Annotated in this window: 14 protein-coding genes; 10 read left to right on the plus strand and 4 right to left on the minus strand. The window is 63.4% G+C overall.

Going from position 1 to position 21,717, the window contains the following annotated elements:
- Positions 1 to 2: 2 nt before the first annotated feature.
- A complete protein-coding gene (locus OJ996_RS01805; protein ID WP_264510557.1) occupies positions 3 to 506 on the minus strand; it encodes a Fur family transcriptional regulator in 504 nt (167 codons plus the stop codon).
- A gap of 103 nt (positions 507 to 609) precedes the next feature.
- On the opposite strand from OJ996_RS01805, the gene OJ996_RS01810 reads away from it, so the two are divergent.
- The 8 genes from OJ996_RS01810 (at position 610) to OJ996_RS01845 (ending at position 9,173) form a co-directional block, all read left to right on the plus strand.
- Positions 610 to 1,080, plus strand: coding sequence for a hypothetical protein (locus OJ996_RS01810; protein WP_264510559.1), 471 nt, complete (start codon positions 610 to 612; stop codon positions 1,078 to 1,080).
- An 87-nt stretch (positions 1,081 to 1,167) separates the two neighbouring features.
- Positions 1,168 to 1,704 carry an STAS domain-containing protein gene (locus tag OJ996_RS01815; RefSeq protein ID WP_264510561.1) on the plus strand — a complete coding sequence of 179 codons (537 nt, stop codon included), beginning with the start codon at positions 1,168 to 1,170 and terminating at the stop codon, positions 1,702 to 1,704.
- A gap of 17 nt (positions 1,705 to 1,721) precedes the next feature.
- Positions 1,722 to 3,152, plus strand: a complete 1,431-nt coding sequence (locus OJ996_RS01820; protein ID WP_264510563.1) for a PP2C family protein-serine/threonine phosphatase — start codon at positions 1,722 to 1,724, stop codon at positions 3,150 to 3,152.
- A gap of 6 nt (positions 3,153 to 3,158) precedes the next feature.
- Positions 3,159 to 3,647: an SRPBCC family protein gene (locus OJ996_RS01825; protein ID WP_264510565.1), complete on the plus strand. Its 489-nt coding sequence runs from the start codon at positions 3,159 to 3,161 to the stop codon at positions 3,645 to 3,647.
- 33 nt (positions 3,648 to 3,680) lie between these two features.
- Positions 3,681 to 4,220: a nucleotide exchange factor GrpE gene (gene grpE / locus OJ996_RS01830; RefSeq protein WP_264510567.1), complete on the plus strand. Its 540-nt coding sequence runs from the start codon at positions 3,681 to 3,683 to the stop codon at positions 4,218 to 4,220.
- An 8-nt stretch (positions 4,221 to 4,228) separates the two neighbouring features.
- On the plus strand, positions 4,229 to 5,359 hold the full coding sequence (gene dnaJ / locus OJ996_RS01835) for a molecular chaperone DnaJ (RefSeq protein ID WP_264510569.1): 1,131 nt from the start codon (positions 4,229 to 4,231) through the stop codon (positions 5,357 to 5,359).
- A gap of 12 nt (positions 5,360 to 5,371) precedes the next feature.
- Positions 5,372 to 6,094 carry a 16S rRNA (uracil(1498)-N(3))-methyltransferase gene (locus OJ996_RS01840; RefSeq protein WP_264510570.1) on the plus strand — a complete coding sequence of 241 codons (723 nt, stop codon included), beginning with the start codon at positions 5,372 to 5,374 and terminating at the stop codon, positions 6,092 to 6,094.
- Between the two features lie 163 nt (positions 6,095 to 6,257).
- The gene (locus OJ996_RS01845) at positions 6,258 to 9,173 is read left to right on the plus strand and encodes a hypothetical protein (protein ID WP_264510572.1); all 2,916 of its coding nucleotides are present in this window, start codon (positions 6,258 to 6,260) and stop codon (positions 9,171 to 9,173) included.
- A gap of 169 nt (positions 9,174 to 9,342) precedes the next feature.
- Here the strand turns inward: OJ996_RS01845 and OJ996_RS01850 are convergent, their stop codons facing one another.
- Positions 9,343 to 15,183: a non-ribosomal peptide synthetase gene (locus tag OJ996_RS01850; RefSeq protein WP_264510574.1), complete on the minus strand. Its 5,841-nt coding sequence runs from the start codon at positions 15,181 to 15,183 to the stop codon at positions 9,343 to 9,345.
- Between the two features lie 334 nt (positions 15,184 to 15,517).
- Here OJ996_RS01850 and OJ996_RS01855 point away from each other — a divergent pair, with 334 nt between their 5' ends.
- Both OJ996_RS01855 and OJ996_RS01860 read left to right on the plus strand, forming a co-directional pair.
- Positions 15,518 to 17,434 (plus strand): DUF1549 domain-containing protein, encoded by a 1,917-nt coding sequence (locus OJ996_RS01855; RefSeq protein WP_264510576.1) that lies wholly within the window; start codon positions 15,518 to 15,520, stop codon positions 17,432 to 17,434.
- A gap of 21 nt (positions 17,435 to 17,455) precedes the next feature.
- Positions 17,456 to 18,754 (plus strand): DUF1501 domain-containing protein, encoded by a 1,299-nt coding sequence (locus OJ996_RS01860; protein WP_264510578.1) that lies wholly within the window; start codon positions 17,456 to 17,458, stop codon positions 18,752 to 18,754.
- A 91-nt stretch (positions 18,755 to 18,845) separates the two neighbouring features.
- On the opposite strand, the gene OJ996_RS01865 is transcribed toward OJ996_RS01860, so the two are convergent.
- Complete coding sequence (locus OJ996_RS01865) at positions 18,846 to 20,444, minus strand: carboxylesterase/lipase family protein (RefSeq protein ID WP_264510580.1); 1,599 nt, start codon at positions 20,442 to 20,444, stop codon at positions 18,846 to 18,848.
- A 117-nt stretch (positions 20,445 to 20,561) separates the two neighbouring features.
- On the minus strand, positions 20,562 to 21,638 hold the full coding sequence (locus OJ996_RS01870) for a substrate-binding domain-containing protein (protein WP_264510582.1): 1,077 nt from the start codon (positions 21,636 to 21,638) through the stop codon (positions 20,562 to 20,564).
- Positions 21,639 to 21,717: the final 79 nt, after the last annotated feature.

Consider the following 21,717-nt stretch of genomic DNA (forward strand, 5'->3'; position numbering starts at 1 on the left):
GATCAGCCGCGCTTTCTTGCCGGTAGGCGTTTCCCCGTCACCCGGGCCTTGATCAGATTCGGGCAGACCCCCTTGGTGCGGAGTTGCTCGCAACAGGCTTCGATTTTGATCGATTGCTTCACCGGGCGGAAGCCCATGCGACGGGTCAGGCAATCGTTGAGAAGCTCCAGATGTGAATCGGCGAATTCGACCACCTTGCCGCAATCGATGCAGACGAGGTGATTGTGGCTCGGCTTGTCGACGAAGTTCGGGTCGTAGGTCTTCAGGTCCCCGCCCAAGTCGATTTCGTGGAGCAGCCCGGCCTCCACCAGGAGAGCGATGGTGCGATAGACGGTTGCCCGGGAGACCCCGGCATTGGCCTTGCGGGAACGGTCGAAGAGCTCTTCCGAGGTGAAATGTTCGTCGCTGGCGAAGGCGGTGCGTACGATCGCATCGCGCTGCGGGGTGCGCCGCAGCCCTTTCTTGCGAATGAAGGAGTCGAGTCGGTCGAGGATGGCCTGTTCCACGGGGGAGAAGTTAAGGGTTCTTTAATGCGGCGGGAAAGAAGGAAGCGCGGATGCACCAATTTGCGGGTTGGCAAGGGCGGGGGGCTTGCTTGAATGCGGGGCAATGAAGCTCTGGAAACCCCTCGCGGTCGCGCTACCAGCCCTCGTCCTCATGTCCTGCGGCACTCCGCAGGTCTTGGAAGTCCGGCCGCTGCACATCCGCGAGATCGGCGCTACGGACGAAGGGGATGACCCGATGATCCGGGGTGAATACCAGCGCCGCATGCATGGTGCCATCGGCGTTCAAGAGCAGGGGGAACGGCTCGGACAATACTACACCGTCCTTTGGAACGACGATTCCACCACCGGTGCTGGCCAGATTGTCTTCGAATACCAGCAGGGGATCAGCGGTAGCCGGGTGAAGAAGATGGTCTCCTCGATCGAGGCCGGGAAGACCTCCGGCAAGGCGGATTTCGCCATCATCGGGAAGGAATACCGGGTCGAGGGCCATCCGGCGCGGGTCTTGGCCTGGCGCTGCAAATTGATCCGCGACGGCCGGGAAGTGGCCTCCCGTCAGTCCTATTTGTGGCAATAAGCTCGTTTTACCTACGATGCGCGGTTGACCGGAAGCCTAGGCGGAATTTAAGGTAACGCAGTCTCAAGTAGGTTCGGTCCCTCTCACGTGAGCTTGGAAAACGCTATATTGGTAGGAGTTTTTGACGGGTTCACCTGGATCCGATGCGAAGGAAAAGGTTCCTTCGTGACCAGCCCGGTGATGAAGGAATGCGCGGAGGCGCGCATTGCCCAAGGCGAACGATGTCTGGTGATCGACCTCGAAGCCTGCACCGGGATGGATTCGACCTTCATGGGGCAGCTCGCCAGTTTTTCAGCCCGCCTGTCGAAGCTCGGTGCGTCCGGCGGGGTGCAGATCGCCGGGGCCGGGGAGAGAAATCGTAACTCATTGGAAGACCTGGGCTTGGATTGCTTGCTTGAAATCGATCCGCCCGCCGCGGTCTGGAGAGGGCACGCGAGCGAAGTGCGGGCGAATCTGGAACCCTATCAGCTCGGCCACCCGCCCGGAACGCTTGATCGGGCGAAGCACGTGCTGGAATCCCACAAGGTGCTGTCCGCCGCGAATGCGGAAAACGCGAAGAAGTTCGCGGGAGTTGTCGGAATCCTCGAAAAAGAGGTCGCAGAAGGCGAAAGAAAGTCCGATTAGAGGGGCCGCGCCTTGCGATGCCGCACCTCATCACCTATGTCCTGCTGGCCATTGTCCTGATCGGACTGATTGTAGCCGCGCGCAAATTCAAGGTGCAGTTGCGCAGCAAGGCCGAGGAACTGCGGGCCTTTGAAGGCGAGGAGGAGCGGATGTTCGCTTTCCTCCATGACCTCGGGTCGGCCATCGGCAGCGATACCACGATGACCGGGCTTTATCGGCTGATCGTGGACGGGGTGACCAAGGTGGTGGCGGCGAAGGGTGGGCAGCTTTATCTTTTGGATGAGGCGCGGCAGCATCTGAAGCCTCGCTATCTCTCCGCGGAGTGTCCGGCTTTGGTGACCATTCCGGCGGAGGTGCGGCAGAAAGCGGAGAAAGACACCCGCGCGCTGGATAGTCATCTTCGCCTGGCCCAGGTTCCTGCCGACGAGGGGATCTTCGGCACGGCCTTGTCCGCCGCTGAGGCGCTGAATATTCCCAACCTGAGAGCCCACGAGTCGGTTCGCGAGGTCCGCTACACCGCGAACGTCTCGGTGATGCTGGCGCCGCTGCGCCATGGTGGTAAGGATCTTGGTGTTTTGGCCGTGACCCGGAACTGGGATGACCCGGCTTTCACCGCGAATGACTTCGCCGTTTTCCGGACCGTGGCCGAGCAATCGGCTTTCGCGATCGGCAATGCCTTGGTCCATCGCGAGGCCAGCGAGAAGCGGCAGATGGAGGGCGAGCTTCGGAATGCCCGTGAAGTGCAGCGGGTGCTGCTGCCGCCGGGCGATCCGGTGGTCCCCGGCTACCGGGTGAGCGGCACGAACGTGCCGGCGCGGATCATCAGCGGCGACTACTACGATCATCTCGACCTCGGTGAGGGGCGTCACGGCGTGGTGATTGCCGATGTTTCCGGGAAGGGCGTGGCCGCGGGACTGATCATGGCGATGTGCCGCAGCGTGTTGCGTTCGCTAGCCGGAGCCCATGCCGATCCGGCTGAGGCCCTCGGGCGGGTGAACCGGCAGATCTTCCCGGATATCAAGGAGGACATGTTCATCAGCCTCTACTACGCGGTGATCGAGGGTGAGAACGGTGAGATAACCTTGGCACGGGCGGGTCATGATCCGGCGCTGCTCTACCGCTCGGACGAGAAAACCGTGATGTTGCTCAAGCCGCCGGGACTGGCCTTGGGGATCGATGGCGGGAATGTTTTCGAACGGGTGACCAAGGCGCACAAGATTCACATGAACCCGGGGGATTGCTTGCTCTTCCATACCGACGGGGTGAAGGAAGCAACCAACGCCGCGGGCGAGGAATTCGGCATGGACCGACTGCGCGACGCCTTCCGGGAGAGCGCCTCGCTTGGGGCGGAGGCATCAATTCGCAGCATCGAACGCGAGCTGGCCAAGTTCGTGGGCGAGGCAAAACAGGCGGACGACATTACCTTGGTGGCGATGGAGAAGCGTTGAGAGAGGATGGCGGTTATCGTGCTCTATACCCGGATCGCCGCGCCGCGGGAGCGGGTCTTCGATCTCTCGAGGAGTCTGGATCTTCATCAAGCTACGGTCGCACACACGGGCGAACGGATCGTGGCGGGAGTGAGGAGCGGCCTGCTAGAGCTCGGCCAAGAGGTAACCTGGAGTGCCTGGCATCTGGGCTGGCGCCGCCGCTTGCGGGTGACGATGAGCCGGTTGGAGTATCCGTCGTTTTTCGAAGACCGGATGGTGAAGGGGGCCTTCCGGATGATGCGGCACGAGCACCACTTCGAAGAGGATGGGGAGAACACGATGATGATGGATCGCTTCGAATTCGAGGCACCCTTCGGCCCCTTGGGTCGTCTCTTCGAGCGGCGGTTTCTCGAAGCCTACATGCGCCGCCTGCTGGTCCGGCGGAACGAGGGGATCAAGCGGATCGCGGAATCCGAAGAGTGGCGGAGGTATCTGGAGATCCCAAGGCGGGGTTGACTCCCACCCTTCCCGGTGGCAGGAACGCCGCGCATGACTCCCGAGGACGATAAAGAGATCGCGGACGCCGTGAATCCGACTTCCCCCGATGCCCCGGTGACCGACGCTGGCGACGGTGATCCGTATGCCGAGTTGGAAGCGGACGTGATGAAGTGGCGCGAGCTCGCGGTCAGGACGGCGGCGGATCTGGATAATTTCCGGAAGCGTTCGGCGCGGGAGCGGGAGGATGCGATCCGGTACGCCAACCAAGGCCTGCTGGAGGACCTGCTGCCGGTGATCGACAATTTCGAGATGGGGATGCTGGCGGCCTCCCAGGACAAGTCTTCCATGATCTACATAGGTATGGATATGGTCCGGCGGCAGCTGAACGATTTCCTGTCCAACAACGGGGTCACCGAGATTCCGGCGGAGGGCAAGCCCTTCGACCCGAACATCCATGAGGCGGTCTCGCAGGAAGAGGCTGCCGGGGTAGAGGGTGGCACGGTCCTGCGGGTGCACCGCCGCGGCTTCATGCTGCGCGACCGCCTGCTGCGCCCGGCTACGGTGGTGGTGGCGAAGGCCAATGAGAACTAAGACCGATCATGGCCTCCAAGCGAGATTACTACGAGATCCTCGGGGTGGCGCGTGACGCCAGCGCGGAGGAGATCAAGAAGTCCTACCGCAAGCTGGCGGTGAAGTTCCACCCGGACAAGAACCCGGGGGACCACGAGGCTGAGGACAAGTTCAAGGAACTCGGCGAGGCCTACGAGGCCTTGAGCGACCCGGACAAGCGGGCCGCCTATGACCGCTACGGCCACCAGGCATTCGCCGGCGGCGGCGGTGGTGGCGGCGGTTTCCACGACCCGATGGATCTGTTCTCGCAGGTCTTCGGCAGCGCCTTCGGTGGCGGATTCGAGGAATTCTTCGGCGGCGGTCGTCGCCAGCGTTCCGGCAAACAGCGCGGGAGCGACCTGCGCTATGACCTGGAGATCTCGCTGGAAGAAGCGGCGCGCGGTTCCGAGAAGGAACTGGAGATCGAGCATTTCGGTGCCTGCGCGACTTGTAACTCCAGCGGCTCGAAGAGCGGCGGCGGTACCAAGCCCTGCTCAAGCTGCGGCGGTCGTGGCGTGGTGGCCCGTCAGGCCGGGATTTTCATCCAGCAAACGACCTGTCCGGAATGCCGCGGTGCGGGTGAAACCGTGACCGATCCCTGCGGCGCTTGCGGCGGGGATGGCCGGAAGCACAAGACCAGCCGGATCAAGATCCGCATCCCGGCCGGGGTGGAGGATGGCACGCGCCTGCGCTCGACCGGCAACGGCGACGCCGGGGTCCGCGGCGGAGCGGCGGGCGATCTCTACGTGTTCCTGCACGTGAAGGAGCACGATGTCTTCGAGCGCGAGGGCAACGACCTCTTCTGCGAAGTGCCGATGCCCTTCAGCACCGCCACTCTCGGCGGCGAACTGGAAGTGCCGACGCTGGATGGCAAGGCCTCGATCAAGATCCCGGCCGGTACGCAGGGCGGGACGCTGTTCCGCCTGCGCGAGCGCGGGGTGCCCTCGCTCTCCAGCCACAAGAAAGGCGATCTGCACGTGCGCGTGCAGGTGGAGGTGCCGACCAAGCTCAACGGTGAACAGCAGGACAAGCTGCGCTCCTTCGCCGAATCGATCGGCGACCACAACTCACCGATGCAGGAATCCTTCTTCCAGAAGGCCCGGCGTTTCTTCGACCTCTAATCCTCCCGGAGAATGGCGCGTTTCTTCCTGAGCCCTGATGCCTGGGGAGAGCACGCCGCCCTCACGGGGGACGAGGCAAAGCATGCGGCGCAGGTGATGCGCGTGCGCCGCGGCGAGCGGATCACGGTGTTCGACGGCGCGGGGCGCTCGGCTCCGGCCGAGGTGATGGATGTCGCCAAGAGCGAGGTCCGGCTCAAGTTGGGCGAGGTGGTCGCGAAGCCGCCATTGGTGCCAGCGATTCACCTGGTGCAAGCGGTCCCGAAAGGGAAGACGATAGACCTGATCGTCCAGAAAGCGGTCGAACTCGGCGTGACTTCGATCCAGCCGATCATCAGCCGCCGGACCGTGGTGCAGGTGGATGATGAGGATGCGGGCCGTAAGGCGGCCAAATGGCAGCGCGTGGCATTGGAGGCCTGCAAGCAGTGCGGACAGGATCTGATGCCGGTGGTGCATCCGCCGCTCTCCTTCGATGAATGGCTGCGGCAAGGAAGCGAAGGGCTGAAGGTGGTGGCCTCCCTTTATCCGGGTGCGAGGCCGTTGAAGGAGATTTTCCGCGAGGCGGGGAACCCGGGAGATATCGTCTTACTGGTGGGGCCGGAGGGAGATTTTACAGCGGAAGAGTTAAAATCGGTCACCATGTCCGGTTTTCACCCGGCCAGTCTGGGAAATATTATCCTTCGAGCCGAGACAGCGGCGTTTTTTGCAATTTCTGCCGCGAGGTACGAATATGCGTAGGGTGTTTACAGAAAATACCGTTTGATTGTCGGAATTTGTTTAGTAAAATCGCGCCGTGCTGTCCCTACGGTCTGGTTTTTTCAGGCCGGTCCCGTTCATTTCCACCTGCCTGAGCGTATGTACGCTGGCTGCCCAGACGCCCGCGCCGACGCGTGGCTTCGCCGTGGATACATCGGACCGGAGTGAAGTGGTGTCCTTCTATCATGCCATCTACATGGCATCGGAAGGCTACCACAAACGTATCGCGTGGACGGGGAACTATGCTTCCACCGCAGCCGGTGCCGAAGGAACGGTCTCCGAAGCTTTTAGCGGAGATGTCGAGCGGCGCCTGAATTACTTCCGGGCGATGAGCGGTCTTCCCGCCGCGGTGCGCGTGAACACCGGTGGGACGGTGAGGGTCCTCAGCGAAGACGCCCACCAGCCTGCCACGAACACCACGAAGATGGCAGCCTCCCAGCGCTCGGCGCTGATGATCGCGCGGACCTATCCGGGCAATGGCGGACTGAGCCACAGCCCGGCGCAATCCTGCACGGCGTGGACGAGCGCCGCATGGAATGCCAACAAGAACGGGAACCTTTCGCTCGGCTTCTTCGGACCCGGGGCGGTGGACGCCTATGTGAAGGAGGATGTGATGGGCACCTCCGCATGGAACCTGGATGCCGGCCACCGGCGCTGGCTGTTCCTCCAAGGAGCCACGGATTTTGCGACGGGAGACACGCCCGGGGTTTTCAATGCCAGCGCCAATACGGTGCGACCGCCGACCAACGCGATGTATGTCGTGCCGAAGTCGAGCGAGCTCGAGGCGGTGTCGCCGGTATTCGTCAGCTATCCGCCGAAGGGCTACCTCCCCGCGAAGCTGAACACGCCTTTCTGGTCGCTCACCTATCCGGGGGCCGACTTCTCCGCGGCGACGGTGAGCATGACCGACACGGCTTCGAATCCGGTGGCGGTTTCGGTCGTGTCGCGGCGCAGCGGCTACGGCGACAACGGAATCGTGTGGCAGGTATCCGCCGGGGCGGCGACGAAAGAGGTGGTATCCGACATCTCGTGGAACGTGACCGTCTCGAACATCCAGGGTGCCGGTGTGCCGGCGCAGCATAGCTGGACGGTGACGCTGATCGATCCCGAGCGACTGAACCAGAGTCCCGTGATCAGCGGCGCTTCCAGCCCGATGACTTCCGGAGCGAGCTACAGCGTGAGCGCGGTAAGCGGCGCGGACGAGATTCAGGCGGGACTGGCACTGCGGAAGAATGCCAACTGGACCGAGGGTGCGGAAGACAGCCCGGCCGCGAAGATCATCGATCGCACGAGCGGGAGTTACCCGCTGCGAGCTACCACCGCGGGCTATGTGAAGACGGGAGCGAAGGCATTCCGGCTGACTTTCCCTACGCGCTACGATCCCTTCCTCAACGGAGTGCCGGAGCAGATCATCGAACTGGATCGCGACATGATCCCGGGTGTGTCCGGCAAGCTGAACTTCCAGTACCGCCGCGGTCTGATGACGGGGGCCTCGAAGCTGGCGGTGGAAACCTCCACGGACGGGCGAAACTGGACGCTGGCGGGCAACCTGATCTCCGGTCTCGGTGGCGCAGGTGACTCGCTTTTCCAATCCGCTGCGATCAATCTTCCGGAAGGTCTGCTGCGGGTCCGCCTGCGCTACTACCTCGCGGATCCGAGTTCCGCGTTGTATGCGCATGAGGACTATCCGAGCCAGCCGACGGGTATCTTCATCGACGATATCTCCACCACGAACTGCACGTGGCTCGAGCATTCCGTTACTTTGGCGGGAGCGGGGATAAGTTCCTTCGCCTTCAACTCGAGCACCGCGGGAGTTCCGCTGCTGGCCGGACAAGAGTGGTGGCTGCGCGCCCGTGCGGTGCTGGGTGGCAAGGCTTTCCCGTGGGGGCCTGCCAAGGTGGTAACCCTGTCGGGTCCTCTGCAGCTCAGCGGTCCGGTCGTGCCTCCCTTGAGTGGTGCGGACTACAATTTCATCTCCGATCCTTCCGCGGATAGCTACCGCTTGGAAGTGGTCCGGCTGGCAGCGGCCAGTTGGACGGAGGGGGCGGAGACCAGCCCCGCACCGCAAGTGACGGCGGACATCTCGCCAAGCTACGGCCTTTATAGTAATTTGAAGGGCTATCGCCAAGGTGGTGCCTTGGCCTTCCGCCTCGGTCTGTCCACGGCGGCGGACGAGGTGGACAGCTTCACCATCGAGCGGCAGATCGTGCCCGGAGCGACCAGCGAGCTGGAGTTCTGGACGCGGCGCGGCGCGATGAGCAAAACCAACGCGTTGCATGCGGAGGTTTCGACCGACGAGGGTGCGACCTGGACTTCGGTCTTCGCGCTGCCGGGCTTGCAGAAGGCGGAGAAAAAGGTGCTGCGCCAGGCGGTGTCGCTGGCGCCGTGGGCGGACCGGAGCATCCGGATCCGCTTTGCGGTGAGGAAGGCGGCGGGGGGGGCGAACCTGAAGTGGAATGCGAAGTCCTCCGGCGTTTGGATCGACGACATCCGGGTGACGGATTCGGCCATGCTGGTTTCGACCCATGAGAGCGTGGTATCGGGATCCGCGGTCAAGGTGAGATTGAATGCTGCCAGCGTGGGTGAATCGCTGACAGACGGGATGACGCTGCGCTTGCGGATGAGGCCGGTGACGGGTGCCTCGATGGGTGGCTGGGGACCGGCTCTTATCGTGAATCCCTCGTCTTCGTCGGCAGAACCGGCCTTGCCGGCCGGTTTCGAGGGGTGGGCTGAATCAAATCACGCGGGGCTCGGCTTGAGCTTCGATGGAGACTCGGATCGTGACGGGATCGCGGACGGGATCGAATATGCGTTCTCATTGGATCCGACGATGGCCCAAGCATCTCCGGATGCGTTGGCGGTGGGTGAGGAATGGCTTACGATCTCGCGGCCTTTGCCGGAGGTGAAAGAAGGTATCCGCTATGGCGCGGAGTGGGCGGATGATCTGACGAGTTGGTCGGATGAGGGGGTGGAGATCGAGATTCTCGATGGCGTGATCCGGGCGAGTGTTCCGAAAGGAGAGAGCAGCCGGTTCTTGAGATGGAGGATTGAGGCGGAGTGAGAGTGATCCGTGGGGAGAGGGATCGAACCACGGATGAACACGGCTTCACACGGATAGAGATTGGATGACGGCGTGGGTCTAAGCGCAGATGGGAAGTGGGGGCGGGTGAGGCTTGAGGGCGGAATGAAGCCGTCCTTCTAGTCCGCGACCTCCTTGTTCCCCATGCGCTCTACCGGGCGAGGATCTGCTTCATCACCTTGGCGACATCTTGGGCGGAGTGCTGGCGGAGGAACTCCTCGTGACGACCGGGGACGGTGTGAACTTCGATGGGTTGGGTGCTGGTCCAGCCGAGGGTGGGATGACGCGGGATCCAGCCTTCGTCCGCAGCTTTTACCAGAACCAAGCGGCCGACCTTAGGCAAGCGCGGGACGTGGACGTGAAGCGCTTCCCAGTGGCGGGTGGCGCGGGCTTGGGATGCCGCGTCGAGCAGATCGAGATCGAGGATGCTGCGGATGTCCGGGATGCTATCGCCGTCCTTGTTGATCATGCGATCCATGCCTGAGGCGGCGGCACGCTGCTTCATGCGGAGGCGGCGCAAGGCCGTGGCGCGATCGCGGGAAAGGAGGCTCTTGAGGCGGGACGGCAGGCGGGAAAGGATGCGCCACCAGACCGAGGGGCGGAACCAGTGGCTGCCATCGGGATCCTGATTCGGAGGCGTCGATTCAAGGAGGACGAGCAGCTCGACCTGATGGTCCGCGCCGACGAGTTGCGCGGCGATCTCCGCGGCCAGATTGCCGCCGAAGCAGAAGCCGGCGATGCGATAAGGGCCGACCGGTTGCACCGCGCGGATCTTGTCGACATGGCAGCGGGCCATCTCGCGGATGAAGCCGAAGGTGCGGGTGCCCTCGGCGATGCCGTAGGAGGTGGCGACGCCATCTAACAGACGTGCCGTCTCGCGGTATGGCAGGAGGCCCATGCCGCCATCGACGAGCGTGTGGATCCAGAATAACGGACGAGCACCCTGGCTCTGGCTGAGGCGGATAGCGCGCGGTTGCACGAGATCGGGCGCGGCATTCTCGCGGATCTGTGCGGCCATGCCAGCCGGAGTGGGGCGATCGAAGAGCCAATCGAGCGGGACGACGATGCCGAGACGGCGGGAAGCTTCCGAGACGAGCCGGGCCGCAAGAATCGAGTGGCCGCCCATGGCGAAGAAGTCGTCATCCGGCCCGACACCGCGGCAGTCGAGGACATCGCCCCAGATATCGGCGAGTTCGTCCTCCAAGGGACTGCCCTTGCCGCGGGGTGGTTCGGTGGCGGCTTGCGGAAGTTCGCGGGCGGCCAAGGCCTTGCGGTCGATCTTACCACTGGAGGTGAGCGGCATGCGATCGATCGCGAGCAGGCGCGAAGGAACCATGTAGTCCGGCAGGCGCTCGCGGAGATGGGCGGCGAGTTCCGTGGAGTCGAGTGCGGTGGAGATCGGGCGAAACCACGCGACAAGCTTCTGGTCCGGGACGGTGAGAACCGCGGCCGCTTCCGCCACGCCGAGGTGGGAGAGCAGCGCGGAATCAATCTCGCCGAGTTCGACGCGGAAGCCGCGGATCTTCACCTGGCCATCGGAGCGGCCGAGACACTCCACGGTGCCATCGGGATTCCAGCGTGCGAGATCCCCGGTGCGGTAAAGCCGAGAGCCGAGAGCGGAGATTTTGGGTTTCGAGATGAAACGCTCCGCGGTGAGTTCGGGGCGCTGCCAATAGCCATCGGCCAGACCGGCACCGGAAATGAGAAGTTCGCCGGGCACGCCGGGTGGCATAGGGGTGCCGTCCTCCGCAGTGATATGGATGCCGGTATTGGCTATCGGGTGGCCGATGCTGATGCGGTCCGGATTTTCGGGAAGCTTCCAGATGGTGGACCAGACGGTGGTTTCGGTGGGGCCGTACAGGTTCCATGCCTCGCGACCCAGCTTGACCAAGCGCTTGGCCAGGGGGAGGTCCATGGCTTCCCCACCGCAGAGGATTTTGAGGTCGGGTGAACCCTGCCAGCCCGCGTCCATGAGCATCTTCCACGTGGCGGGAGTGGCCTGCATCACGTCCGGCTTGGTCTCCGTGATGCGGGCGATGAGGGCGGCGGGATCGCGCGAGGTCTTACCCGGTACGAGATCCACCGTACCTCCTGCGACGAGGGGCAGGAAGATCTCCAATGCGGAGATGTCGAAGGAAACGGTGGTGATCGCGAGCAGGGACTGGCCTTCCTTGAAGCCGGGCTGCTCCGCCATGGAGAGAAGGAAATTCGCGAGGGCACCATGCGAGACGACCACGCCCTTCGGTTTCCCGGTGGAGCCGGAAGTGTAGATGATGTAGGCGGCATCCCGCGGCTGCGGCAGCATCCGGCGGGTGGTGGCCTTCTGGGTGGTCATACCGGGGTCGAAGACCATGTGGTGGGTGCCATCCGGCAGGCGCTCCCGGAGACCGGCGGAGACCAGCACATGCAGCGGTGCCTGATCCTCGAGGACAAGGGCGAGACGTTCCGGAGGGTTTGCGGCATCCAGGGGCACGTAGGCGGCACCGGCCTTCCATACGGCGAGCAATGCCACGGGGAGCATCAGGTTCCGCTCTAACAGGAGGGCGACCCGGTCGCCCGGGTTCACGCCGCGCTCCGCCATGCTGCCGGCTAGGGCGGCGGCTTTTTGATCAAGCTCCGTGTAGGTGAGCGACTGATCCCCGCAACGGATGGCGACGCGTTCGCGCAGCCGCGAGGTGGTGCCCGCGATCAAGGCGGGAGCCGTCTTGGTGGGGAAGCTGGGGCGGAGCGGGCCTTGGCCGGAGAGCAGCAGCTTGCGGCGGTCCCGATCGGAGAGGCTATCGATGTGGGCGACCTTGCGCTCGGGATCGCGGCAGATTTCCTCCAGCGTGGCGAGGTAGCGATCGAGCATGAGCGCGGCGGTCTCGTGGCGGAAGAGATCGCTGCGATACTCCAGCACCGCCTGGTGGCGATCCGAGAGCACGAACATCATCAGGCTGAGGTCGAACTGGACCGCACCGCGATGGGCGAGGAAAGGCCGGCAGCGCAGGCCGCCGTGCCATGTCTCGCTCAAGGGCAGCTCTTGGTGATCGAACATCACCTGGGCGAGCGGCGAACGGTCGCGGGCGCGCTCCGGCCGGACGGCCTCGATGATCCTCTCGAAGGGGGCATCCTGACCCGCCTGCATGTCGAAGGAGGCTTCCCGCACGCGGTCTAACAGAGCGGTGAAGCTTTCCTCCGGATCCAGCGGCATGCGGAAGGGCAGGGTATTGACCAAGGTGCCGACCAGATCACCCGCTGCGGCGTGGTTGCGATTGGCCACGGGCACCGCGACGACCGGGTCGTCATCGCTACCGTGGCGGCGCAGCATCAGGAGGAAAGCCGCGAGCTGGATCATGAAGGGCGTCGAGCGCCGGGTCTTGGCCAGCTCCGCGATCCGCAGGACGAGGGCGGCAGGGACGGTGCGCTCGACGGCGCCGCCGGTGGAGGACGGCTTGGCCGGGCGCGGGAAATCGGTGGCGAGCTCCATGACCCCGGGGTGACCGGCGAGTCGCTCCTTCCAGTAGGCGATGCGGGCATTGGCCGCGCCGCCATCGATCCATGAGCGATGCCATGCCGCGTAGTCGAGGTAGTCGGGCCCGTGCGGGGGCGGGGTGGGTTGCTTGCCCTGGGCGTAGGCGGAGTAACAGGCGGCGAGATCCCGGACGAGAACGCGCACCGACCAACCATCCGCGGCGATGTGATGGGCGCAGAGGGCGAAGACGTGGCGATCCTTGCCGGACTCGACCAGCAAGGCGCGGATCGGCGGACTGTTAACGAGATCGAAGGGACGCAGCGCGAAGGTTTTCAGGCTGCCGTCCATGGCTTCCTTTCCGAAGGCCTTGGCATGCTCAATGGGAGGTGGCGTTGAGTCATCGATCCAGACGACGGGCTGACCATCCACGGAGCGATGCCGGCTGCGCAGGATACTGTGATGCTGAAGGACGCGCTGGTAGGCTTGCTCCAGCGCCATGAGATCGAGCGGGCCTGACATCTCCAAGGCTCCGAAGACGTGATAGGCGGCACTCTGGGGCTCCAGCTCATGCAGGAACCACATGCGCTCCTGCGAATGGGTAAGCAGCCCGGCATCCCGACCGGAGCCAGGTAGGATCTCCGGCGGTGGCGAGGCTGCCGTAGCCTTGCTCTCCACCGCAGCCGCCAGGTGGGCGAAAGAGGGTGAGGAGAAGAGCTCGGCATGGCTGAGCTCGACACCGGTGGCGGCGCGGAGCAATGCGCCGAGGCGGGTCGCCTCGATCGAGCTCATGCCGAAGGCGATCAGATCGTCTTCCGCGCGGGCACCATCGCGGCCGGAGGCATCGCGAACGGCATCCAGCACGCACTCGAGGATGGGGCCGGTGGGGAGGCGAGGAATCGAGGACGCGGCGTTCTCGTCGAAGATCAAGGCGAGCTTGCCGGCAGCGAGGGCCTCGCGCGTGGCGCCGCGGCGGATCTTACCGCTGGTGGTGCGGGGCAGGGTGCCGCTGCGGACGAGAACGATGCGGTGGATGGAGATCTCCACCAGATCCGCAACACGGCGGCGGATGGCGGAGCAGAGGATAGCGGACTTCTCCTGCGAGAGGCGCGAGCACTCGAGGACGAGGGCGACGCTTTCCCCGAGTGCGGATTCATCGGCCACGGCCGCGGCGGCGGTGACTTCCGGAAAGGCGATGAGCGCGGACTCGATGTCTTCCGGGGCGACGTTCGTGCCATCAAGGATGATGAGGTCCTTGATCCGCCCGACAACATGAAGCTCGTTGTTCTCAAGATAGCCACGGTCGCCGGTGTGAAGCTCGCCATCCGGCCCGAAGGTGGAGGCATTCAGCTCGGGGCGATTCCAGTATCCCGGGGAGACGCTGGCACCCTTCACGCGGATCTCACCAATTTGGCCGGGGGGCAAGGTGGCCCCTGTCTCGGGATCGGCGATGCGGAGCGAGAGTCCATCGAGCACCGGCCCGCAGGAGACATGGCGGCCCGCGGTCGGGTGATTCGAGATGTGCTGGAGCTGCCCGGTGCGACAGGCGGTGACGGTGAGGGTGGCCTCTGCCAGACCGTAGCCGGGAAGGAAGACCTCGGGCCGGAATCCGTAGGGGGCGAAGCGGCTGGTGAAGCGCTGGAGGGTCTCCACCTGGATGCGCTCGGCTCCGCAAGGGGCGGCTTTCCAGCAAGAGAGGTCGATGCCTTCCAGCTCCTCATCGCGGATCGAGCGGAGGCACATCTCGAAAGCGAAATTCGGGCCGCCGCTGAATTCGGCGCGGTAGCGGCTGATGGCGCGGAGCCAGCGGACCGGGCGCTGGATGAAGTGATCCGGCGTGAAGAAGGTGAGGGAGAAGCCGACCTCGATGGCGAAGAGGATCTTCAGCACCAGCCCCATGTCGTGGTAAGGGGGAAGCCAGCTCAGACCGTGCTTCAGGTGGAGGGGCTCGATATTCGCGACTAGCGGCGTGAGATGGTGGCGCAGGTTGCGGTGATGGATCATCACCCCCTTCGGGTCCGCGGTGGAGCCGGAGGTGTATTGCAGCAGGCAGGGCTGGTGGCTTTCGCGGGGCGGGCCCTCCAGCGGATTGTGATCCAAGGCGAGCTCCGCGGTATCAAGGACGCGGAGGTCGGGCAGCGGATTCCGAGGGATCTCGCCGAGTGCGAGCTTGGCCCCGGAATCGCGGAGGATGGCATCGAGGCGCTGGCGGTGGCGATTGCCGCGCGGCGGGTAGGCGGGGACGGCGATGGCACCGGCATACCAGCAGGCGAAGAGCCCGGTGATGAAACCCAAGCCCGGTGGCTCCATCAGCAGGACCGGCTTGCCGATAGCACCTTGCTTGATGAGGCCGTTAGCGGCGGCACGGGCGTCGCGAGCGAGTTGTGCGAAAGTCAGTGTGAGTTCACGCTCCTCGGCATCGGGGAGGAAACGGTAGGCGAGCTCGTCGGCCTGGTGAAGCGCCCGATGGTCCAGTACGCCGGTCAGCGCGGAGCCGAGCGGGATGGCTGGTAGGTCCAAGGGGGCGACGGGAGGGGTCATCGGAGGGGGGAGTCCGTGGTGCCGGTGCCAAACCATAGGGAAATTTAGCGGGAAAGAACAACTTTCCCGTATCTACGCGATCACGTGGCGGCGGGAACACCGGGGGAAGCGGGTTCCAAGCCAGTCGAAGGCGGCAGCTTTCGGGTCTGAAATTGAGGTTCCGGACGAAATGTGTCCGGTGGAAAATGTTCGGCCAGTGAACTTTGCTTGGAATGCGAAACAAATGTTGTAAGACAGGGTTCAAGCTCAGCGTAGGCCCGGATGAAGTGTCATCCACCCTTGGTGGTTTGACTCTGCGTACCCCAGCGCCTAGTCTTCTCAGTACCCCAAACCCATGAAACCACCCACTTGCATCGTAGCCGCCTGCATGGTTGCAGGAATGTCCTCCGGCTTCGCGGCAGAAAAGCTCGCGAAGGCGGATGATCCCGCCTTCATCGCGAAGGCTGCCCGGGACATTGATGTCCACATCGCCTCTTGGTATAAAAAGCAAAAGCTGGAGGTGCCGCAGGTCACGGATGACGCGACCTTCCTGCGTCGCGTGTTCCTTGTGGCGATCGGCCGGATCCCGACGGGCGAAGAGGCCCGTGCATTCCTCGAGATTGATGATCCGGCGAAGCGGGTGCAGGTGATCGACTACTTGATGCAGTCGAAGGGTTACTCGAGCAACATGACCAACTGGGTCTTCGACTTGCTGCGGGTGACCGATGGCCGGCCGGGTTTCCAAGGGAATTTCGAGCCCTACCGGAACTGGGTGCGCACGGCGATGGAGAACAACATGCCGTGGGATGATTTCACCAACTCGCTGTTGGCCTCTGCGGGCGATGGCTGGGATCCGCAGACTGCGGCGGTGGGCTATTACACCCGCGACCGTGGCATGCCGCTCGATAACCTGGCGAACTCGATGCGGGTGTTCCTCGGTTCGCGGATGGAGTGTGCGCAGTGCCACGATGATCCCTTCGGCTCCACCGAGCGACATGAGTTTTATGAGTTGGCCGCCTTCACGGAAGGCCAGGGCTCGGTCCGCCAGAACCACATGCGCAAGCTGTGGGACGAGGTGGGCGAGGCCGAGCGCCGCAACACCGTGGACTACGAGGTCGCGCAGGTGATGTGGGACGGCGTTTACGGCCTGAGCTTGGCTGGCGGTGGCGCGGGCAAGATCGAGCTGCCTTCCGACTATCAGTATCGCGATGGCGAGCCGGGCGAGATGATCGGAGCCAAGACTCCCTTCGGCAAGACGGTGCGCATTTCCGACAAGCAGGAGAAGGCGGATGGTCGCAAGCAGCTGGCCGAGTGGGTGACCACGAAGACCGGCGAGCAATATGCTTCCGTAGCCGCGAACCGGATGTGGAAGCGCGTGATGGGCCGCGGTGTGTATGAGCCCGTGGATGAATACAAGGAGACCAAGGCGCTCCATCATCCCGAGCTGATGCGCACGCTGGTCGAGCTGATGGTCGAGCTGGATTACGATCTGCGCGCTTTCCAGAAGGTGCTGCTGAATACGAAGACCTTCCAGTTCGTGCCGAACCCGCAGCCTTCCAAGGTGCCGGGGGGAGATGACTTCCACGGTCGCCAGTTGACGCGCCTTTCGGCCGAGCAGCTTTGGGATTCGCTGATCACGCTGGCTGCCGGTGATCCGGACAAGATTCCGCGGCGCTCGCTGGATGACCGGATCTACGTGAACGGAAAGCCGGTTCTCGTCGGGAAGAAAACCATGGTTCAGGTCTCCAAGGAGGTGCTGGCTCTGGATTCCGAGCAGGGCGTGCGCGACTACTTCAACAAGCTCCTGTCCGAGGTGAAGTCCGGTGGCGGCGCGAGCGCGAGCTCCAGCGACGGCATGATGTCGATGAACGCGAAGATCAACCGCTATGGCAAGGATTCGGCCGTGCGTGCCTCGGAGCTTCCGAGCCCGGCACCGCGCGAGCACCTGCTCTACCTCTTCGGTCAATCGGACCGCGTGGTGGTCGACGGTTCAAGCCGCGAGCCGAACGTGGGCCAGGTGCTCTCGCTCATGAACGGCTACGTTCAGACCCAACTCGTGAACAACACCGGTGCGGCGCTCTACAAGAGCCTCGAAGGTGCGACCACGGATGAGGAGAAGATCCGCCGCCTCTACGTCACCATCCTGAATCGTCCGCCCAGCACCGAAGAGATGGGCTGGATGAAAGAAGAAATGGTCAAGTCGAAGGACAATGGCCTCCGCAATATCGTTTCCGCGCTCGTGATGTCTTCCGAGTTCCTGTTCCTGCAATAAACCCAGAACCCCTCCGCAATCATGAATTCATCGGATTTCAACCGCTACGACGAGCTGACCCGCCGTCGGTTCATCTCGAACGCCGCGAAGATGTATCTCGGCGTGAACCTGCTGCCCATGCTGGGCTCCAGCGTGGCGAGTGCCGCGCCTACCACTCCGGGCACGCCGAAGGCGAAGAACGTGATCTACCTCTACATGTCGGGCGGCATGAGCCACCTCGACACCTTCGACCCGAAGAAGAAGAAGGACGTGATGGGACCCACGGAAGCGATCGCGACCAAGGCGACCGACATCATGGTCGGCAAGTGGTTGCCCAAGACCGCGGACGTGATGGACAAGGTCTGCGTGGTCAACTCGATGACCTCGCGCCAGGGCGCTCACGAGCAGGGCACCTACATCATGCACACCAGCTATGACATGCGTGGCACGGTGAAGCATCCCTCGCTGGGCGCCTGGGTGATGAAGCTGGGTGGCCGCCACAATCCGGAGATCCCGGGCTACGTGGCGATCGACTCCTCGCAGGAATACTCCGGCGGCGGTTTCTTCGGCGCCAAGTATGCGGCAGCCCCGATCGGCAGCCCGAACGACGGTCTGCAGGACTCGCGCAAGCCGGGCGGTGTTTCCCAAGAGGACTTCGACCGTCGTCTCTCCCTCGCGGACCGCCTCAACAAGCAATTCCACGGCCGCTATGACAATGCCGACGTGAAGGCTTACGAGGAGCTGTATCTGGAAGCCATCAAGCTGATGAACAGCAAGGATCTGAAGGCTTTCAACATCAAGGACGAGCAAGCCGCGACCCGCCAGCTCTACGGCAACGGTCGCTTCGCCCAAGGCTGCATGCTGGCCCGCCGCTTGGTGGAGCACGGTGTGCGCTTCGTGGAAGTGCAGCTCGGTGGCTGGGATACCCACTACGACAACTTTGCCGCCGTGGAAGGCCGTTGCAAGGAGCTCGATCAAGCCTATGCCGGTTTGCTCACCGACCTTGAGAAGCGTGGCATGCTGAAGGATACGCTGGTCGTCGTGGCCACGGAATTCGGCCGCACGCCGGAGATCAAGACCGAGCACAACGATGGTCGCGACCACCACCCCGCAGCGTTCACCTGCTTGCTTGCAGGCGGTGGCGTGAAGGGCGGCTTCAAGTATGGCGAGACCGACGCAAGCGGTGACCGTGTGAAGGACAAGCCGGTGACCCCGCAGGACTTCAATGCGACGATCGCTTATGCGCTCGGTGTGCCGCACGACCTCACGGTCATGTCGCCTTCCGGACGTCCCTTCCAGTTTGCCGACAAGGGCAAGCCGGTCATGGAGGTCTTCGCCTGATCCGGTTCAGGGTTTCAATCTCAAGCGCGCTTCCGGAAACGGAGGCGCGCTTTTTTGTGCTGCGAGGAAGCCACGGTCGGCAGGCGAAAGCCTAGGGCTTTGACGAAGCTTCCTCGCGCTTACCGGCGAAGAAGGAATCCCAAGCCCTCATCCGCTTCGCGTAGGGCAAGCTTCCCATTCCGGTCTCCGTGCCGAAGAGCATGGCTCTCGGTGCTGACTTGGTGAAGGGAAACCATTCCGGCAATCCATCGCCATTCGGGTTTCCGTGTTTCGCAAAATTGACCCAGTAGCTGCTCAGGGTCTCGGCCGTCGCCTGGTCTTCCGACTGCGGAGTCTTGCTAAAGATTCCGGAGGCGGGCGGGTTGGCGAAGACGTAGGCGATCTCGGCCGCGTGGTTAGCGCCGTCAGACTCCGGATCGGGACGGTGGTCGAAGTAGTAAACGTAGGCATCGTTCTTGCCCTTCGTAGCCTGGAGTCCGGCCCAAGTCCACGTGTGCCAGGAGAAGGCGGCATCGGCAACCAACTGCTTGCGAGAGAGGGTAGCCTCCGCGCGCGAGGAATGGGGATACAGGGCGACAATTCCGTCGGCTGAATCCCCGAGTCTCTCACGTGCCTGCTTCACGAAATCCGCGGGGCTGACGCTGCCGAAGATGAACATCGCGGCCTCGTCCGAATTGTTGCCGATCAAGATCGGGGTGTCGTTGAAGCGGCCTCGCTGATAGAGTCCGTGGAGATCTCCGGGCAGGATCTTGCCGTCGAACACGGGCGCCGTTCCCGGTCCTCCACTTGATGAAGTCGCGACAATCTTCTTCGCCGGGAGCGAGCGGGCTTCGGCGATGCTTCCGACACCGAGCTTTTTGAGAAACGCTTGGCCCTCGGCTTCTGCCGCTTGAAGGGTTTTGCTCATCGTGCCGGATTCCCCGAGCTTGCCCCCCGGAGCGAAGGATCCGCCGCTCTGGGCAATCGCGCGATGAAACAAGCCCTTCGCGAGCGGAGAGGAGGCGAGGTAAGCCACCGAGAAGGCACCTGCCGATTCGCCGAAGATCGTGATACAGCCGGGGTCACCTCCGAAGGAGGCGATGTTCTCTTTGACCCAGCGGAGTGCCGCGATCTGATCCAAGATACCGTAGTTGCCGGAAACTCCACCGGCTTCCTTGCCGAGTTCCGGGTGGGCGAGGAAGCCAAGCGGCCCGATCCGATAGTTGATCGTCACGATGACCGCCCCCTTGGATGCGAGCCGGGTGCCATCGTAGAGCGGCGTGGAGGAGGAGCCATTCATGAAGGCCCCGCCGTAGATCCAGACCATGACCGGGAGCTTGTCCGAGGCGGCACTCGCCTTGGTCCAGACATTCAGATGCAGGCAGTCCTCATTGAAGCGGTTGGGCACACCCAAGAGAGCGGCGAGCGCCCTCCCTTGTTCGGGGGCAGGCCCGAAGTCCTTCGCTTGGCGAATGCCTTCCCACGGAAGGACGGCTTGGGGAGCTTTCCAGCGAAGCTCGCCTGTAGGCGGAGCGGCGAAGGGGATACCCTTGAACACCCGCATGCCATCTTCCATGACCTTGCCCTCGATGATCCCGCCGGTGACACGAAGCTGGCCATCAGTAGCCGCATCCGCTTCCCATGCGATTGCACCAAAGGCGAGGAGCGCCAAAAGGCCGGATTGGAAAGCGGTGGAAGAATCGGATTTCATGTCGGCTGAGGTCTGCAGGGTGCTTGGATGATGCTCCCCGCAGGGGTACGATCGTCCCAGCCCTTCAGGTTACACGTTTCCCGCTTTTCCCGAAACCGGCAAATCGTGGAGAGTGCCCTACCCTTTGAAGGTTCCGATGCTTCCTGCGGAGACATACTCCGGCATGATCGGGACCGAGCGGGTCTTACCCGGACCGTGACGAATCAGATCAAGCATGATGCGACCAAGCTGGCGACCGAAGGTCGCACCATCGGTGTGGTAGCGCGTGATCGAGGGGAAAGTGTAGTCGAAGTGGTCGTGATCCCAGGTCGCGATCACCGCGGCTTGGCCCGGCACGCGGATTCCTGCCGCCTGAAGATGACAGAGAACCGTGACGGCCACCTCCGAGGCGCTGATCACGAAGCCGGTGGGACGGGGCTTCGCGGCGATCAATTGACGAACCGCTTTGGCAGCGGCTTGGGGCGGGGCATCATAGTTGACGATGCGAGCTCGAGATCCGAGCCGACGGGCTTCCGTGACGAAAGCTTCGGACGACATGCGGTCGCCGAGGCTGGTGAGGTTCGCGATCAGGTAGACCATATCGCGGTAGCCCTTCGAGTGCAGCAAGCCAGCGGCATGGCGCGCCAAGGCGACCGAATCGGGATAGACACTGGCAAGCGGTAGCGAACCGTGGACCCGTCCCGCGATGGCGACGGGCCGGCGCCGCGCGGCGAACCATTGCTGAATCTGTTCGGTGGCATAGAAGAGAAGCCATCCCGCTGTGTCTGGCAAGGCGTCGAGCTGGGCGAGCCGCGATGCAGAGAACGATTCGTAGATGCGGGGGTGATGTTCCTGCACCAAGCGCATGCCCGCAGCCCCGAAGATCTCGTTGAGGGTTTCATGCAGCACTTGCTCCGTGGTGCCGAAGACCGTGTCGAAAGGAGTAAGGATGCGGATGGTGCTCGCCGCGGCGACTTCGCGTTTTACCGGTTTCCTTCGTAGCCGGTGACGTTTGCCGTGCCCGCCCGGAACGATCCAGTTCTCCGCCGCGAGCTGGGCGAGTGCCTTGCGGAGAGTCATGCGGCTGACTTGGAAATCGCGGCAAAGATCCGCTTCGGTCGGCAGGATTTTCTCCCACCTCGAACCCAGGATGCCTTCCCGCAGCAGGGCGACGAGCTGATCGTGAACCGATATTCTGCGCGGCGTGGAGTGCATGCTAACGGATAGAATGTATAGCAAGTAGACAATTGAATCAACCCGATTCCCTATTGAGAGACGGCGGAATCGTGCAAAA

The sequence above is a fragment of the Luteolibacter rhizosphaerae genome, assembly GCF_025950095.1.
Classification (GTDB): Bacteria; Verrucomicrobiota; Verrucomicrobiia; order Verrucomicrobiales; family Akkermansiaceae; genus Haloferula; species Haloferula rhizosphaerae.